This is a genomic window from Acinetobacter terrae (genome assembly GCF_013004375.1).
GTDB lineage: Bacteria > Pseudomonadota > Gammaproteobacteria > Pseudomonadales > Moraxellaceae > Acinetobacter > Acinetobacter terrae.
This window is the reverse complement of the sequence record NZ_JABERI010000026.1, coordinates 168,199-186,374: the sequence shown is the minus strand read 5'-3', so window position 1 is coordinate 186,374 and position 18,176 is coordinate 168,199. Positions and strand designations below refer to the sequence as shown.

The following is an 18,176-nucleotide window of genomic DNA, read 5'->3' as shown; positions in this document are numbered from 1 at the left end:
GTGAACCACCTGATCCCTTCCCGAACTCAGAAGTGAAACCTCTTTGCGCTGATGGTAGTGTGGGGTTACCCATGTGAGAGTAAGTCATCGCCAGCTCATTATTCCGAAAATCCCCCGCATCATTGATGTGGGGGATTTTTTTATGTCTATAAAAAGCCAATGAGTTTTATTTTAGTCGGATTTTGGTGAGCATCATATTAGATAGATATCTTTAGAATTTATTACGAGAAATTTCAAATAAATTTGATTAAAAAATAATTCACTACGAACTGAACATGAATGGCAATTATTAAAATCTTAAATTTTATTATTGCTTAGAATATATTAATAAAAATAAAACGATTAAAGTCAAAATTAGTCAATTAGTCGAATATCACGGCAGTGAATAGTAAATATTTCCTCATTTATATATAAAATTAGTTATTTCAATACAATAAGATAGAATGCATTTTATAAAGAAATACTCATATTCTTTAGTCTTATTGAGCGTGTATTGTGTTGTCAGTATATTAATACATAAATGAAATTTAACTTAATAATCTTTATTAAGTATGGACAAGTACTCATGGGAGATGAGAACGATGACAACGGAAAAAATAGATGTAAATTCTGTAGTCGATAATGCGAAATTCACGCCTTTCCACTTCAATGTAGTTGCTTGGTGTCTACTCATTATTTTATTTGATGGCTATGATCTAGCAATTAATGGCGTGACTTTACCATTACTGATGAATGATTGGGGCTTGAGTGCCGTTCAAGCAGGCATGTTAGCCAGTACAGCACTTGCGGGCATGATGTTTGGTGCAATGTTCTTTGGATCATTGGCAGACAAAATTGGTCGTAAAAAAGTCATCATGATTTGTATTGTGCTGTTTAGTGGACTCACTTTTGCAGGTGGTTTTGCATCGAATCCGACTGAATTTGGTATTTTACGTTTCTTGGCGGGTTTAGGGATTGGCGGTGTGATGCCAAACCTTGTGGCTTTAACCTCTGAATATGCACCGCAAAAGATGCGTAGTACGCTGGTTACCACTATGTTTAGTGGTTATGCCGTGGGTGGCGTAATGGCTGCGCTGTTGGGTTCATGGTTTACTCCAACTTATGGTTGGCAGGTAATGTTCTTTATTGCGGGCATTCCTTTATTTTTACTTCCGCTTATTTGGAAATTCTTACCAGAATCTTTAGCGTTTATGGTGAAGCAAAACAAACAGGAAAATGCACGTGCAATCGTGCGTCGTCTTGAGCCTTCACTTAAAGTTACAGAATCCACGATTTTTACTTTGCCACAAGAAAGTGTGCCTGAAGCTGCAAACGTAGTGAGCTTGTTCCGTCGTGGACGTGCAACCAATACATTGTTGTTCTGGCTTGCATTCTTTACCTGTTTACTGACGATGTATGCGTTAAGCAGCTGGTTGCCTAAGCTGATGATGGCGGCTGGTTACTCGATGGATAACAGTCTAATGTTCATGATGGTGATGAATGTCGGTGCGGTAGTCGGTATTGTCGGCGGTGGTATTTTGGCGGATCGTTTCCACTTGAAACCTGTGCTGATGTTCCTTGGAATTATGGGTGCGATTGTAATGAGCTTAATGGGCTTCCAATCAAATCAATTCCTTCTGTACATTTTGGTATTCTTGGCAGGTGCAGCTTCGATTGGTTCACAAATGCTTCTATATAGCTATGTAGCGCAATATTACCCGCTTGCTGTACGTTCGACAGGAATTGGTTGGTCTTCTGCGATTGGTCGTATGGGCGCGATTGTAGGTCCAATTTTAATTGGTGGCTTACTCGGTATGAACTTACCTGCCTACTTTAACTTTATGGCAGTAGGTTTACCTGTTCTGATTACTGCGATTGCGGTTGCTTTGATTATGAGTGAAGATGAATCTGAAAAGATTAAAGCATCAAAATCCATTGCAGCGAAAGCTTAGAAATTAAGATTGAAAAAGAAGCCTCCGAAAGGTGGCTTCTTTTTATAAGTATATACAGTTAATATCTTTTTTTTAATATTTGCTTATAAATAGAATGTCAAAAATTCCAAGAGTATTTATCTCATATTCTCATGATTCCCTAGAACATAAGCAATGGGTTCTTGAGCTCTCTACAAGATTAAGAACAAATGGTGTGGATGCTGTCCTAGATCAATGGGAGCTAAGACCAGGTGATGATTTACCGAAATTTATGGAGATTAACCTAGCCCAGGCAGATAGAGTTTTGATGATTTGTACAGATAATTATGTTGCCAAGGCAAATAATGGTACTGGTGGAGTTGGCTATGAAAAAATGATTGTAACTTCTGAACTCCTAAGTCATATAGATTCAAATAAAGTGATTCCAATTATTCGGCAAGAAAGTACTTGTATCACTCCTACTTTTTTAAGAACGAAATTATTTATAAACTTTTCAAATCAAGATCAATACGAATTTGCATTTGATGATCTAATTAGAGCGATACATGGTGCTCCTTTATTTGAGAAACCACCTATATCAAAAAATCCTTTCTTGAAGACTAAACAAAATTTACCCAATAAAACAATTGATCCTCATATATTAGTTATGAAGGAGATTGTTCGAGGCCTAGAAAAGACGTCTCGAGAATATGTTGATTTTGTATCTCTAATGAGTTCAGTAGAAATATCAAGGATTCTTTTAGACCATTATCTAGATGAGTTAAAAGAAGAAAGATTGATTGTTCAAAATGTATTGGGTGCAGTGAAATTAACTCCTAATGGTAGAAGATATGCTATTAACCAAAATTTAATCTCTTAGTTATAGAAGTAATTTTATTAATAATTTGTATAACTTAGCTTTTTTATTAGTATTCCATTATTCATAGGTAATATTTATTATGAAACTCAACTCATTCTCCCCAATCCCTGAAGATGACGAAGAACTTCATCTTCCTGAACTTGTGTACTGGGCTTCACTTGGTGATCTTGAACAGGTGACTGAAAGCTTAAAGCAAGGCATTGACCCTAATTCTACCGATGATGAAGGCTATAGCGCTTTACAAGCAGCCGCTGAAAATGATCATTTGGAAGTTGTGAAGCTACTTGTCAGTAAAGGTGCTGATATTGATCATCGTAGTACATATACTGCCTTGGAACTTGCAGAAATGGCGGGAAATCAAGAAGTTGTTTCCTACCTGAAAAGCTTGGAAAGCCTGCATTAATAAATTAATAAAAAAGCCCTACATTGATAGGGCTTTTTTATATCAGTTGCTTCGGTATCACTTCAATTGTACTTCATGATTCTGATACTCAGATTTTATTGCTGTTTTTGCTTTGATAAAAATAGCGCTTCCTGATGTATTTAGAATATGAAATTTATCTGAATGAATATTTATCCCAATATAAGCATTCTCTAATACTACCTAGGATTTAATGGTGCAATTCATAGCATCCGTTCTTGTCATTTTAGGGTTTTTAGTCGACAAACTCTGACAATCTTTCAATCAAATCATCTTTAGTCGGGTACAGAATTTTAGATTTTTAAAATATTGTTTTTATTAAATAAAATAAGTGTGAACCATAGTTCACAGCAAAATATGTAACAAAAAATCCTACTCTTAGCTCGTATTGTCCTGACATTTTATTACAGATAGGATTTTACATACCTTCAAGGTATGGGTTTATGCCTTTCAAGTTGTGGACAAAATTACACCAGAAACTCATTGTAGATTGAAATTATAAAGTCTCACAATTGGAGGTGAGTACTCATGACAGCAACAATAATGAATGTAAATGCTGTAGTGGATCAGGCCAAGTTCAAGTCATTTCACTTGAAACTTGTGCTTTGGTGCCTGTTTATCGTCTTGTTTGACGGTTATGACTTAGCAATTAATGGGGTCGTTTTGCCCTTACTGATGCAAGAGTGGGGCATGAGTGCCGTGCAGGCAGGTATGTTGGCGAGTACGGCTTTAGCCGGCATGATGTTTGGCGCGATGGGCTTTGGCATGCTGGCAGATAAAATTGGCCGCAAAAAAGTTATTTTAATTTGCGTTTCATTATTCAGCCTGTTTACTTTTTTAGGCGGATTTGCCACTAATCCAACAGAATTTGGAATATTACGCTTTGTTGCAGGCTTGGGCATTGGCGGCGTATTGCCAAATTTAGTGGCTTTAACTTCAGAATATGCACCGCAGCGTGTGCGCAGTACTTTAGTCACTACTATGTTCAGCGGTTATGCCATGGGCGGAATTATGGCAGCGTTGTGCGGAACATGGTTTACAGCGGATTATGGCTGGCAGGTCATGTTCCATATTGCGGTTATTCCTTTACTGTTTGTTCCATTATTTTGGAAATTCCTGCCGGAATCTTTAATATTTTTGGTTAAAGCAAAGAAAGAAGATCAGGCGCGTTATTTTTTACAAAAAGTTGAGCCGGCAGCGCAAGTATCAGCAGATACACAATTGGTTTTAGCTTCGACTGATCAAACGGGAAGTACCTCAGTAAAAGAATTGTTCACTGAAAATCGTGCTGTAGGAACATTTTTGTTTTGGCTTGCATTTTTCATGTGCTTATTAATGCTTTATGCATTAGGCAGCTGGTTGCCAAAACTGATGATGGCAGCGGGTTATTCTTTAGGCAGCAGCTTGATGTTTTTACTGGCATTGAATGTTGGAGCAGTGATTGGAACAATAAGTGGAGGGGTTTTAGCTGACCGCTTTGACTTTAAACGCGTTCTGATCAGTATGTTAATTGTAGGAATACTTTCTTTAGTTGGATTAGGCTTCAATTCTCCACAGCCTGTGATTTATTTGCTGGTGAGTCTGGCAGGTGCATCCTCAATTGGCAGCAGCATTTTACTGTACAGTTATGTTGCACAGTATTATCCGGTTGCAGTCCGTTCAACGGGGATTGGCTGGGCATCGGCAGTGGGCCGTATCGGGGCGATTGTAGGTCCAATCGTGATCGGCATGCTTTTGGGCATGGAACTGCCGCATAAATGGAATTTTATCGCTGTGGCTATTCCTGGAATTATTGGCGCACTTGCCATATTCTTTATCCGTCCAGCAAAAACGAGTGAAATTAAAGCTGAACCAACAGTTGAGGCATCTGCACAACCTATCCGTTCTTAAAACAGCTCATCTACACAAGATAGATTTTTGTAAAACTTAAGCCTCCTTCGGGAGGCTTTTTTCTGTATGAGAGGAATTTGAAGCATGAAAAAGCCCCATCATTCTGATAGGGCTTCTTCGTATTGGTGACTTAGGTATAACTCCTGTCGTACCTCACATCCTGATGCTCAAACTGATTATTATTGTTTTTAGTTTGGGAAACTTCCTGTTTCCTGATGAGTTAAATATAGTGTGAATCAAACGGCTTGAACAGCTGGCGTTTTCTGCAGTTCATGTAAGCTAAAGCGTACAACACTGCTTTAGAAATGTGCTTCCAGACCTATATAAGGTCCTTTAAACTTCAATTTGGCTTCCTGGTTTGAACCTTCTTCCAGCTGAATATCCAGAATGCGATAACCGGCTTTAGCACCGACATCCACCAGTACCGTATCCACAAAATTATATTTTAGTTCTAGCTGAGCGTCGGTAACTTGTGTATCCGTTAACTTGGCAAAACTGGCTTCTGCTTTGGCACTCAAACCTGTAAATGGCAGTTTTACACCCGCTTCTGCATAGATCATCGGTAACGTTTCACTGACTTCAGTATTTTGGGTAAAATTCTGCTGGATATCTCCATCCAGTAATTTGGCACCGAAGCCGACATCTGCAGATACAACATTATCGAGTATTTCGTAATACAGAATGAAGTCTGAATAATCGAGATCGAGCTGATGGCTTTTAACCCCTGCCAAACTCTGATCACTTTCCGCCTGTAGATTGCTATGTTTAATTTTTGCATTCGGCAAAAAAGGTACCGGGTGTTCTACAGCAATGGAAAATGACATGCTGTGATCATCTTCAAGTTGTGGCTGGGGAAGTGCTGATGCAGAATTGCTTAAATCTGTACTGTATTTCCAGTAATCAGTACTGGCTTTAACACCAATAAAATCGGCTTGTGCAGAGCTGAAAGCCCCAAGTCCAAGGATGAAGCAAAATAATTTGAGTGATTGCATGGATATCCTAAATATGTGATCTGTTATTTTTAGAAAATAATTTTGTTACTTAAATATAGTGAACTGATGCCCAACTCAGCGCATCATATAGTGAATGAAAAAAAATTGCATTGTTGTTATTTCTAGAAATTAAAGGAAATTTTTACATGGTAGATAAAGCTGTAAAAGTGATTGATTATCCTCTGTATGTTGCAGGTAAAGCGGTTAAAACAGAGCAATGGCTTGAAGTAGAACATAAATATACGCATGAGGTTTATGCACGGGTCGCTTTGGCAAATGAAAAAACTATCGAAAAAGCTATTCAGTCCGCTGTAAAGGCGGAAAAAGAAATGGCAGCTTTAGAACCTTTTCAAAAACAAAAAATTTTACTGCATTGTGTGAAACGCTTTAATGAAATGCGAGCGGAGTTGACAGAAATTCTGATTGCCGAAGGGGGGAAACCACGCAAGGCTGCAGCAGCAGAAGTGGAACGTTTAATCAATACCTTTCAAATTGCAGCCGATGCGGTAACCCAACTGGATGATGGACGCATGATTCCTTTGGCTGTGACAGCCGCTGCATCGGGTTATCAAGGCATGATGAAATATGCACCGGTTGGTGCAGTATCCTTAATTAGTCCGTTTAATTTTCCATTAAATTTAACCGCGCATAAAATTGCGCCTGCAATTGCCGCTGGTTGCCCATTTGTGCTTAAACCTGCCAGTTTAACCCCTATTTCTGCATTGAAAATTGCCGAAGTTCTTGCCGAGACCGATTTACCCAAAGGTGCATTTTCGATTTTACCCTGTCCACGTGAACATGCTGATGTACTGGTCACTGATGACCGTTTCAAACTGCTCAGTTTTACCGGTTCGGATGTAGTCGGTTGGGACATGAAAGCACGTGCCGGGCGTAAGAAAGTGATCTTGGAGCTGGGTGGTAATGCCGCAGTCATGATTGATGCGGATACTGAAATTAGCGATGCTTTGGTGGATCGTTTGATTGGTGGTGCGTATAACCACGCGGGGCAAGTATGTATTAGTGTGCAACGCATTTTAGTGCATGCAGATGTCTATGCCGAACTGAAGAAAAAACTGGTCGCTAAACTGAAAAAAATTAAAGCTGCTGATCCGAGGCTAGATAGCACGCTGATTGGTCCGATGATTAAAGAATCCGAAGCGATACGCCTGAAAAAATGGGTCGATAAGGCAGTCAAAAAAGGCGCAAAACTGCTGGTCGGTGGTGAGCTGAACGGGGTGATGTTTGAACCCACTTTGCTTGAAAATGTCGATGCCTCTTTAGAGGTTTATAAAGATGAAGTATTTGGACCTGTGGCAATTATTGAGAAATATAAGAGCTTTGAACAAGGCATAGAGCGAATCAATAGCAGCCGGTTTGGTTTACAGGCAGGGGTATATACCCAGAACCTGAATAAAATGCTCTATGCTTGGGATCATTTACATGTTGGTGGCGTGATTATTAATGACATTCCCTCTTTCCGGGTCGATAACATGCCGTATGGTGGTGTAAAAGACTCTGGTCTGGGACGTGAAGGCGTGCAATATGCGATTCGTGACATGCAGGAAGAGCGTATTTTAGCGATTAAAAGATAAAAAATTTTCAGGCAATCAGTGTATTTAAATACGCTGATTGCCATTGAACTAAGCAGATCTAAGCAAAATAAAAAATCAGCTCACGCTTTAAAAAGAGCTGGCTTCGTTAAATAGAGGGTTAAATAAGCTATATTTTGATCAATTCATAATTTATAGATTATAAAATTAAATAATCTCCGCAAAAACTACAGAAAAAGGCCCAGAAAGTGGGTATTGTTCAAGCATTGAAAGGCAAAAAGAAGCAAAAGACTTTAAGCAAGATTTTGTGATGACGGCCTGTTTGCAATTTAGAACAGAATGCTCAAAAGGCGTAGAACTAACTTCAGACATAAAAAGATTAATTTTTTGAATGGTACTTTTTTTGCTTGCGATATAACCCAACAACAAGCAGCAGCTAAAGATGCCTAAGGTTGAGGTATTTTATGACAGATACTCGTGAAAACTGGACGTCACGATCGGGCTTTATTATTGCAGCGGTTGGATCGGCTGTGGGTTTAGGTAATATTTGGCGCTTTCCCTACATTGCTTATGAAAATGGTGGTGGTGCATTCTTAATTCCTTATCTTATTGCTTTAATTACTGCAGGTTTGCCACTTTTATTTCTAGATTATGCGGTAGGGCATAAAAGTAATAGTTCACCTCCCAAGGCCTACCGACAACTGTTCCGTGGTGGTGAAACCCTCGGCTGGTGGCAAGTGTGTGTATGTATCATCATTGGTTTGTATTATGCCAGCGTTTTGACTTGGGCAGGTAGTTATGTCTACTTCTCTATTGGTCAGATGTGGGGCAGTGACCCAGAAGGTTTCTTCTTTAAAACTTATTTGCAGACCTCGGATGCCACAGGTTTTGACCCTCGTTTTGTCAGTCACATTTTCTGGCCGTTGGCCGGTATTTGGGCACTGACCTTAATCATTTTATATGGGGGTGTGAAAAAAGGCGTTGAGCTTTCCAACAAGATTTTCATGCCATTATTGTTTGTTTTATTTACACTTTTAGTAATTCAATCACTTCGTTTACCGGGCGCGGTAGAGGGTTTAAATGCCTTCTTTACCCCGAACTGGTCTGCGATGATGGACTATAAAGTGTGGCTGGCGGCTTATGGTCATACCTTCTTCTCGCTTTCAGTGGGTTTCGGGATCATGGTGACCTATGCCTCTTATTTAAAGCCAAAAACCAATTTAACCGGTTCAGGCTTAATCGTGGGCTTTGCCAATGCTTCAACTGAAATTTTAGCCGGTATTGGTATTTTTGCTGCACTTGGCTTTATGGCTTATAGCGCAAATACCAATGTGCAAGACGTTGTAAGTGGTGGTATTGGACTGGCATTTATTGCATTCCCTAAAATCATTTCTAGCTTGGGTGCAGGTGCGGATTTATTCGGGATCTTGTTCTTTACTTCATTATTTGTCGCCGGTATTTCATCGATGGTAAGTATTTTGGAAGTTCCAATTGCAGCCATGATGGACAAGCTGAAATGGGGCCGTAAAAAAGCAGTCACGATTGTCGGTGGTGGTAGTGCACTGGTTTCTATTGTTCTATTCTCAAGTGTGAACTCGATTAAACTGGTCGATATCATTGACCATTTCATTAATAACATTGGCATTATCGGCGGAGCATTGATTTCAATTATCAGTATTGCGTGGTTCAAGCGTTCGGCTTTGGTTGAGATCAGAAATCATGTCAATGCCATTTCAACCGTGCAATTGGGCAAAGGCTGGGATTTCACTTTAACCGTGATTACCTCTTTGATTTTGCTGGTAACTTTAGGAATGACCATCTTTAACTTGTTATTAAAAGGTTATGGTGATTATAGTGTAAGTCTGCAGTGGTTATTTGGCTGGGGCTGCGTCATTTTCTGTGCTGTAGTGGCGTTTGTTTTAGCCAAAATGAAAGATCGCTAGGAGAGAAAAGATGAATACTTCAGCAATTGTGATGATGATTATCTCGATGGTGTTCTTGTGGGGCGGATTGGCCTTGTCGATTCTACATTTAATGAAAAACCCTGAAGAGCTGGATGAGGTTCTTGAAGAAGTCAAAGATCAACATACCCTCTAAGTCAAAAACATTTAGTCATCACTGATAAAATCTTAAAATGAAAGTCATTATCATTTATGGTAATGGCTTTCTTGTTTCTGAAATGGAGCATGGCATCCTTAGCCTTCAGTTTAGTAATTTTTAAATTTGTCATTTAAAAAAACATATAGTTAAAAAATAGATACAAAAAAGGTGGCTTAAAGCCACCTTTTTGAACTGAATCAGTTATGCAGTTTTCTGGATACGGCAATAGAAGAAACCATCGCCATGACCCACTTGTGGCAGTAATTGGCGACCGTGAATTTGTTCAATTCCCCAGTTCGCATCAATTTTTTGTTCTTGTGCATCGGAGTGAGTGGCGAAAAAATCCACCATTTGCTGTTCATTTTCAGCTTTTAAAATCGAGCAGGTGATGTACAGCAAGGTGCCACCGACTTTCAGCTGTTGCCACATATTTTCAAGAATCTGTTTTTGCAACTCAACAGTTTTGGCAATATCACCTGACTGACGCAGTAAACGAATGTCTGGATGGCGACGGATTACACCAATCGCTGAACATGGTGCATCCAGTACGATACAATCCGCAAGTTCAGGCGCAGTCCATTTCGCTGCATCTGCTGTGATAATTTCTACGTGTTTGCCGTCGAGAATCAGACGTTCTAGGTTTTCAGATACACGTTTTAAGCGTTTTTCATCTTGGTCGAGTGCAATCAGTTTTTTCGGCTGATATTTCTCTAAAAGATGCGCCGTTTTACCACCAGGTGCTGCACAGGCATCAATGACAAATTTACCGTCTAGATTAGGCACTAAAGTTGCGCAAAGCTGAGCATGTTCATCTTGTACCGAAAAACCGCCGGCTTCAAAACCAGGCAGGCTCGGCACATGAATACTTTCATCCAGTACAATACCGACATCCGAGAGTTCACAACGATGTGCATCGATGCCTTCATCTTCTAGAATGTCAAGGTATTCTTCACGGCTGACTTGGCGGGTATTGACGCGTAAAGTTAGGGGTGCAACCTGTTTAAGCTCGTAACTGAGTTCTGCAAATTGCTCGCCCCAATCTTTCTTTAAACGCTTGGCCAACCAGCTTGGGAGGTTCGACGCATTTTCCAATACATCGTAGAACTGTTCGGTTTCACGTGTTGCACGGCGTAAAATGGCATTCACCACGCCACTTAAACTTTCCATGCCCAGTTGTTTACTGGCTTCTACCGTTTCAGAAATTGCAGCATGTGCAGCCACACGGGTACACAGCAATTGATATAAACCGACATATAAACAGGTTTCAACCACGGCATTTTCAAGCGGTACAGAAAGCAGCGGTAAAGTCACCTGTTTCAGTGCGTGCCACTGGCGTAGACAGCCAAGAACCAATTCGTGATACAACGCGCGGTCTTTATCTGACACGATATTCATGTGCTGATTTAACACAGATGCCAGTGATTGACCATTTTGGACAGCCAATAACGTTTTAACAACCTGAGCACGTAAGTTTAAAGTCTTACCAGAGGCGTGGGGAGATTGTCTCATTATAAAATTTGTCCGATATTCAGTTTTTGAGTTTGTAAAATTTGTACGGCATTCAGCGGTTTGCCACCCGGCCATTGTAAAGCAGTTAGCGTGATTACAGTGTTATTTGCACAGGCAACATGGACGCCGTGTTTATCAATCGCAATGATTTCACCCACCTGGGCATTTTCCGCAGTTGCATCAGATAACTTGGAATTCCATACCCGTAAGTTATTTGTTTCATCGAGTACGATAAATGCCACTGGCCACGGGTTAAAAGCACGAATATTACGGTCGATTTGTACCGCATCGATTGACCAGTCAATTTGAGCTTCAGCTTTTGACAATTTGTGCGCATAGACAGTCAAAGCTTCATCTTGAACTTCACGTGTTTCTAAATAGTGCTGTAATGTTTGTTCTGATTCTAAAACAGCGGCAATGGCTGTTGCACCTTGTTCAGCTAATTTATCATGCAAAGTTGCAGAAGTATCTGTGGCTTCAATTGGGCAGATGGTTTTATACATCATGTCACCGGTGTCCAGACCAGCCGCCATTTTCATAATGGTGACGCCGGTTTCACGATCGCCTGTGGCAATGGCGCGTTGAATCGGTGCTGCACCGCGCCAGCGTGGCAATAAAGAGCCATGAATATTGAGACAGCCATATTTAGGCGTGTCTAAAACCACTTGTGGCAAGATCAAGCCATAGGCGGCTACCACCATAATATCAGCACCCAACGCAGCCAATTCTTGTTGCGCTGCCAGACCTTCATCAGTAGAAGACTTGAAATGTAGCGGTTGATAAACCGGAATGTTGTGTTCTAAAGCCAATTGTTTGACTGCGGATGCGTGAAGTTTTTGCCCGCGACCTGCTTTGCGGTCAGGTTGGGTATAAACAGCCACAATTTCATGGTCGGTTTTTAACAGCGCGTCTAAAGCGACAGCTGCAAATTCAGGGGTACCCGCAAAGATGATTTTCACACATGAAATTCCAAATAAACTTAACTTATTATAAGGCAAAACCAGAGCGAGACCTAAGGTCGTGTACATGAACTCACAAGCTACTGAAACTAAGATACTTATCTAAAGTTTTCGAAGATGGATCTTTATTTAAGAGGGGTTAATAATAAAATAAAGTAATGCAAAATTAAAAAATTATTCATGAAAGTTTTGTATTTAATTCAGTGTTATGGCGTTATATTAGCTTTCAGTATCAGTTTATTTTATATGAATCGTCGAAAGATCAATAGATTTCTCTCGTAAAAGATCATGCTTATGGGACTTTGCTTAACCACAAGCTGTAGTAAGATAGGTCTATATTTCGACTGATTTAGCGTTATATATCAGTATCATCAGCTAGAGTGAATCCTAGAATTCATTTCGAGCACAAACTTTGTTGGAAATACACAATGCCTGACTATCGTTCAAAAACATCGACACATGGAAGAAATATGGCTGGCGCACGTGGCTTATGGCGCGCAACCGGCATGAAAGATGAAGATTTTGGTAAACCGATTATTGCGGTGGTCAACTCTTTCACTCAGTTTGTACCGGGTCACGTCCATTTGAAAGACCTAGGTCAGCTTGTGGCACGTCAAATTGAAGCGTCAGGCGGTGTAGCCAAAGAATTCAATACCATTGCCGTGGATGATGGGATCGCCATGGGTCATGACGGCATGCTGTATTCATTGCCTTCACGTGACCTGATTGCGGACTCGGTGGAATATATGGTCAGCGCCCACTGTGCGGATGCCATGGTGTGTATTTCCAACTGTGACAAAATTACCCCGGGAATGTTGATGGCGGCAATGCGCCTGAACATTCCAGTGGTGTTTGTTTCTGGCGGTCCAATGGAAGCCGGTAAAGTCAAAATCCGTGGCAATGAAAAAGCCATCGATTTGATCGACGCAATGATTGTTGCTGCAGATGATAGCTATAGCGATGAAGAAGTTGCTGAATACGAACGTTCGGCGTGTCCAACTTGTGGTTCATGTTCAGGCATGTTTACTGCCAACTCAATGAACTGTTTGACTGAAGCCTTAGGTTTATCTTTACCGGGTAACGGTTCTACGCTTGCAACTCATGCCAACCGTAAAAAGCTGTTTGAGCGTGCCGGTCAACTGATTGTTGAGATTACTAAACGTCATTACGAACAAGACGATTACAGCGTTCTTCCTCGTTCAATTGCCACCAAAGCATCGTATGAAAATGCCATGACTTTGGATATTGCGATGGGTGGTTCAACCAATACGGTTCTGCATTTGCTGGCTGCTGCAAATGAAGCGGGCGTTGACTTTACTATGGACGACATCGATCGTTTATCGCGTAAAGTCCCTGTACTGTGCAAAGTGGCGCCTGCAAAACAAGACGTGCATATGGAAGACGTACATCGTGCCGGGGGCATTATGTCGATTCTTGGCGAGCTTGATCGCGCAGGTCTGTTAATCACTGATGTTCCAACGGTTCATGAAAAAACCTTAAAAGATGCTTTGGATAAATGGGACATCATTCGTACTGAAGATCCTGAAGTGTATCAATTCTTCCGTTCAGCACCAGGCGGTGTACCAACGCAAACAGCATTCTCGCAAGATCGCTACTATCAAACTTTAGATGGTAACCGTGAAACCGGTGTAATCCGTAATGCAGAACACGCCTTCTCGAAAGACGGTGGTTTGGCTGTACTTTACGGCAACATCGCGCTGGATGGCTGTATCGTAAAAACTGCCGGTGTCGATGAATCTATTTTGAAATTCAACGGCACAGCACGTGTCTTTGAAAGTCAGGATGCTGCTGTAGATGCAGTATTAGGTGGTGTCATTAAAGCCGGTGATGTAGTGGTGATCCGCTACGAAGGTCCACGTGGTGGCCCGGGTATGCAGGAAATGCTGTATCCAACCAGTTACCTCAAATCGAAAGGTTTAGGTAAAGAATGTGCCTTATTGACTGATGGTCGTTTCTCTGGCGGTTCATCAGGTCTTTCTATTGGTCACGTATCACCAGAAGCTGCTGAAGGCGGTGCAATTGGTTTGGTTGAAGATGGCGACATCATCGAAATTGATATTCCAAATCGTACTATTCACTTGGCTGTGGATGAAGCAACCATGGCTGCGCGCCGTGAAGTGCAAGAGCAAAAAGGCTGGCATCCAGTGGAAGAACGTCCACGTAAAATTTCGAAAGCATTGAAAGCATATGCTATGCACACCACAAGTGCGGCGAAAGGCGCGGTACGTGAAATCTAAGCTGTAATTTTTACAGATTAAAAAAGCACTCTAAATGGGGTGCTTTTTTTATTTGAGATTTATACGTTCAGCACGACGGAGTCTTAAAGGAAATTGTTTAATTGCAGTTTATAACCTTCGGTTCGACCTACTTTTGTTTTGGCAAAAGTAGGCAAAACCATTTTCATCTGCAAAACTCGTCCGAAACTAGCATTTTTCACTTATATCGCAGAAACAGTAAATATTAATTGTAGTCCTGCCTCGGACAGTTGCAGATAACTTTGGCATGTATCAAATGCTAGAGAAACAGCTGAAAGCTGTATTGCGCAGTTTTAATTCTATACAATGATCTTAGAATAAATTGCTACAGACTGAAGCGTAAAATCGGTCATCGTCAAGGAATAAAATAATGAGTAAAGATAATATCCGCGAGCATTCCGCACCGGTTTATGAAGGGATTGAAAATGCACCGGCACGTTCCATGATGCGTGCCACAGGTTTTAAAGATGCAGACTTTACCCGTCCATTTATCGGTATTGCTTCGACTTGGGCCAATGTCACGCCATGTAATATGCACATTGATGGTTTGGCACGTGAAGTGGAAAAAGGCGTCAATGCTGCTAACGGTAAAGGGATTATCTTCAATACCATTACTATTTCTGACGGTATTTCCAATGGTACCGAAGGCATGAAATACTCACTGGTCTCTCGTGAAATTATTGCAGATTCGATTGAAGCAGTAGTCGGCTGTCAGGCTTATGATGGCGTGATTGCGATTGGGGGTTGTGACAAAAACATGCCGGGTTGCATCATGGGACTTGCGCGTTTAAATCGTCCGGGTCTGTTCATTTATGGTGGAACGATTAAACCGGGCGCGGGTCATACCGACATGATCTCTGTATTTGAAGCCGTGGGTCAGTATGCCAAAGGTGAGATCAACGAAATTCAAGTGAAACAGATTGAAGAAGTGTCACTGCCTGGTCCAGGTTCATGTGGTGGAATGTACACTGCAAACTCGATGGCATCTGCCATTGAAGCACTCGGCATGAGCTTGCCTGGTTCATCTGCACAAGAAGCGGTTTCAGAAGAGAAAAAAATTGACTGTCTGCGTGCGGGCGAAGCGGTGATGAACCTGTTACGTCTGGACATTAAACCGCGTGACATCATGACCAAGGCGGCATTTGAAAACTCCATTAAAGTGCTGATTGCACTGGGTGGCTCGACCAATGGTGTGCTGCATTTATTGGCCATGGCACATACTGCAGGCGTTGAATTGTCACTGGATGACTTCGTGCGTATTGGGCAAGACATTCCTGTGGTGGCAGACGTGCGTCCATCAGGTAAATATCTGATGTCTGAACTGATTGCGATTGGCGGTATTCAGCCTTTAATGAAACGTATGCTCGATGCCGGTATGCTGGATGGTTCTTGCCTAACTGTGACTGGTAAAACTCTGGCGGAAAATCTGGCGGATGTTGAAGATTATCCTGAAGGTCAGCAAATCATCCTGCCATTTGATGCGCCGATCAAAAAAGACTCGCACCTTGTGGTATTGAAAGGCAACTTGTCACCAACCGGTGCAGTAGCAAAAATCACCGGTAAGGAAGGTCTGTATTTTGAAGGGCCGGCACGTGTATTCGAAGGTGAAATTGGTGCGATGCGCGGGATCTTGGACGGTGAAGTGCAAGAAGGCGAAGTGGTGGTGATTCGTGGCGAAGGACCGAAAGGTGGTCCCGGTATGCCAGAAATGCTCAAACCCACCTCTGCCATTATTGGTAAAGGCTTGGGTAAATCAGTTGCACTGCTGACAGATGGTCGTTTCTCAGGGGGGAGTCATGGTTTTGTGATTGGTCATGTGACCCCTGAAGCCTATGAAGGCGGTCCCATCGGTTTGGTCAAAAATGGCGATAAAATTTCCATTAATGCTGAAACCCGAGAAATGACATTGCATATTTCCGATGAAGAAATGGCAGCACGTAAAGCCGCTTGGGTGAAGCCAAAACCCAATTACACCTATGGAGCTTTGGCGAAGTTTGCCAAATTGACCACAGGGGCTGAAAAAGGGGCAGTTACGGATCTAAATTTAGATGTATAATTGATCATTCCCTAACAAATTGTTATAAACCCTTGTAGCACTACAAGGGTTTTTTTTCGAGGCTTATCTCATGTCACTGTTGCGCCGTTGGTTTGATCCACTTCGATCGCGTTGGTTTTACCAAAAGCCGACTCGTAAAGTGGTGTTATCTACGGAACAGGGTTTAAGTATCCATTTACGTCTGGATGATGTGTACAGTTATTTGGCTGTGCAGCAGTTACCTGAACTTGAAGAAATTTTGAGTGATGAACTCAAACCTTTAAAAGTCATTATTTCCAGCCGAACGGCAGAACCCCCCAATTATATGTCTGCAATTGAGTGGCAAAATTACTGCTTAAACGATGCCAAAATTCTATCTAAACAGCATCGCTTTAGTTTCCATGAAACCCCAGAACAACCGCCCACTGAGGCATTAAAACAAGCAGAAACCATCCTTCGCAATACCCCATTACGCGGCCAAGATTTTCTCTATTTACTCGAAGATGTATTTCACATGCTGTGGCAAAAACAGTATGGAAAATTACGTACATTACATGCCATGGCCAGCCGACATCATAGTGCTCAAGACTTTCCAGAACGTATTTTTAACGATGATGAAGTTCTTGCCAGCTATTTCGAATTTGGCGAGCGTAAATACCATGCGGTCGATGATTTGCTTCGCCTGATGCGTCGTTTAAAACAACAAAAATTGCTGACCGGAAATCCAATCTTCCTGATTAATCATATTGATTGGTGTGAACATTTAATTAGTGATGCTGAAGAACTGAATGAAATTCAGGCGCTAGACCCTGAACTGGATTTGTATATTGCGCTTGAAGATCCAATCTCTTGGTTATTGTTGGCCTATATTAAAGAAGAACTGGCGAACTATTATAATATTCACCTGAATGTCTATCCGCTTTCTTATCATGGACGCGATCTATTTGACTGGAGTTTGGCGACTCGTCTTTCAAAACGAACAGAAGTGACATTTACCCCGTTTTGCCGTCCCACACAGCAAGCCACTTTTGAGATGGCACAATTGTTTTATAGTGTGCCTGAAGAGCAGCGTGTTGAAGCGATGTATAGCATTTTGCAGGCGGTATGGACCAAAGGCAAGGACATGTCGTTTAAATCACATTTCGATCAGATGCAGCGTGATTTAGAGATCGATGAATTAACCCATGAAGATATTACTGCCAAACTGAAAGAAAATGACATACTCTGTGAAATGAAATCACAGCCTGATTTCCCTGTGCTTGAACTGCGCATCGATGGTCAAAGTTATGTGTTTAATAGCTTGTATCGGGTCTGGATGATTGAAAGTATTTTTAGTAATGTTTTAGAAGACCAATATAAAAGTGAAAATGATGATAGAAAAGATGAAGAAAGAAAAATGTGAGTCTTTAGAACAAGTCCGTGAAAAGATTGATGCCATTGATACTGCACTGATCGAAATGATTGCAACGCGTCAATTTTATGTTGATCAATCGGTACGCTTTAAACGTACTGTGCAGGATGTACAGTCACCGGAACGTGTTGAGCAGGTGATTAGCAAAGTGCGCGCACAAGCGGTTGAATTGGGAACCGATCCGGATTTGGTTGAACACTTATATAGAGAAATGATTCAGCGTTTTATTCAACGCGAGTTGAAAGAGATTAGACCCTAATTTGA

At 41.3% G+C, this 18,176-nt stretch carries 14 protein-coding genes and 1 rRNA gene; 12 read left to right on the top strand and 3 right to left on the bottom strand.

From position 1 onward, the window contains the following. From rrf to HLH14_RS12015, 5 genes are all read left to right on the top strand, one after another. A 5S ribosomal RNA gene (gene rrf, locus HLH14_RS12035) occupies positions 1-96 on the top strand; the annotation flags it as partial. A gap of 485 nt (positions 97-581) precedes the next feature. Next, entirely contained in the window at positions 582-1,931 is a 1,350-nt protein-coding gene (locus HLH14_RS12030; RefSeq protein ID WP_171533144.1) for an aromatic acid/H+ symport family MFS transporter, read from the top strand. Positions 1,932-2,025: 94 nt separating this feature from the next. Next, positions 2,026-2,769 carry a toll/interleukin-1 receptor domain-containing protein gene (locus HLH14_RS12025; RefSeq protein WP_171533143.1) on the top strand — a complete coding sequence of 248 codons (744 nt, stop codon included), beginning with the start codon at positions 2,026-2,028 and terminating at the stop codon, positions 2,767-2,769. Between the two features lie 79 nt (positions 2,770-2,848). Beyond that, positions 2,849-3,172: an ankyrin repeat domain-containing protein gene (locus HLH14_RS12020; protein WP_171533142.1), complete on the top strand. Its 324-nt coding sequence runs from the start codon at positions 2,849-2,851 to the stop codon at positions 3,170-3,172. Between the two features lie 546 nt (positions 3,173-3,718). Then, complete coding sequence (locus tag HLH14_RS12015) at positions 3,719-5,080, top strand: MFS transporter (RefSeq protein ID WP_086193989.1); 1,362 nt, start codon at positions 3,719-3,721, stop codon at positions 5,078-5,080. A 299-nt stretch (positions 5,081-5,379) separates the two neighbouring features. Here the strand turns inward: HLH14_RS12015 and HLH14_RS12010 are convergent, their stop codons facing one another. Then, the gene (locus HLH14_RS12010) at positions 5,380-6,072 is read right to left on the bottom strand and encodes a TIGR04219 family outer membrane beta-barrel protein (RefSeq protein WP_086193988.1); all 693 of its coding nucleotides are present in this window, start codon (positions 6,070-6,072) and stop codon (positions 5,380-5,382) included. 146 nt (positions 6,073-6,218) lie between these two features. Between HLH14_RS12010 and HLH14_RS12005 the strand changes: the two genes are divergently transcribed. From HLH14_RS12005 to HLH14_RS11995, 3 genes are all read left to right on the top strand, one after another. Continuing rightward, a complete protein-coding gene (locus HLH14_RS12005) occupies positions 6,219-7,664 on the top strand; it encodes an aldehyde dehydrogenase family protein (RefSeq protein WP_086193987.1) in 1,446 nt (481 codons plus the stop codon). Positions 7,665-8,086: 422 nt separating this feature from the next. Next, entirely contained in the window at positions 8,087-9,565 is a 1,479-nt protein-coding gene (locus HLH14_RS12000; RefSeq protein WP_086193986.1) for a sodium-dependent transporter, read from the top strand. A gap of 10 nt (positions 9,566-9,575) precedes the next feature. Next, a complete protein-coding gene (locus HLH14_RS11995) occupies positions 9,576-9,719 on the top strand; it encodes a methionine/alanine import family NSS transporter small subunit (protein ID WP_067725673.1) in 144 nt (47 codons plus the stop codon). Positions 9,720-9,923: 204 nt separating this feature from the next. On the opposite strand, the gene rsmB is transcribed toward HLH14_RS11995, so the two are convergent. After that, complete coding sequence (gene rsmB, locus HLH14_RS11990; RefSeq protein WP_086193978.1) at positions 9,924-11,231, bottom strand: 16S rRNA (cytosine(967)-C(5))-methyltransferase RsmB; 1,308 nt, start codon at positions 11,229-11,231, stop codon at positions 9,924-9,926. Beyond that, positions 11,231-12,190 carry a methionyl-tRNA formyltransferase gene (gene fmt, locus HLH14_RS11985; protein ID WP_086193985.1) on the bottom strand — a complete coding sequence of 320 codons (960 nt, stop codon included), beginning with the start codon at positions 12,188-12,190 and terminating at the stop codon, positions 11,231-11,233. The genes rsmB and fmt overlap by 1 nt, the downstream gene beginning before the upstream one ends. 428 nt (positions 12,191-12,618) lie before the next feature. Between fmt and ilvD (HLH14_RS11980) the strand changes: the two genes are divergently transcribed. The 4 genes from ilvD (HLH14_RS11980) (at position 12,619) to HLH14_RS11965 (ending at position 18,171) form a co-directional block, all read left to right on the top strand. Then, positions 12,619-14,448, top strand: coding sequence for a dihydroxy-acid dehydratase (gene ilvD, locus HLH14_RS11980; RefSeq protein WP_086193977.1), 1,830 nt, complete (start codon positions 12,619-12,621; stop codon positions 14,446-14,448). 388 nt (positions 14,449-14,836) lie between these two features. Then, positions 14,837-16,522, top strand: coding sequence for a dihydroxy-acid dehydratase (gene ilvD, locus HLH14_RS11975; RefSeq protein WP_086193976.1), 1,686 nt, complete (start codon positions 14,837-14,839; stop codon positions 16,520-16,522). Between the two features lie 70 nt (positions 16,523-16,592). Continuing rightward, positions 16,593-17,903 carry a hypothetical protein gene (locus HLH14_RS11970; protein WP_086193975.1) on the top strand — a complete coding sequence of 437 codons (1,311 nt, stop codon included), beginning with the start codon at positions 16,593-16,595 and terminating at the stop codon, positions 17,901-17,903. Next, positions 17,884-18,171, top strand: coding sequence for a chorismate mutase (locus tag HLH14_RS11965; RefSeq protein ID WP_067725683.1), 288 nt, complete (start codon positions 17,884-17,886; stop codon positions 18,169-18,171). The genes HLH14_RS11970 and HLH14_RS11965 overlap by 20 nt, the downstream gene beginning before the upstream one ends. Positions 18,172-18,176 lie beyond the last annotated feature (5 nt).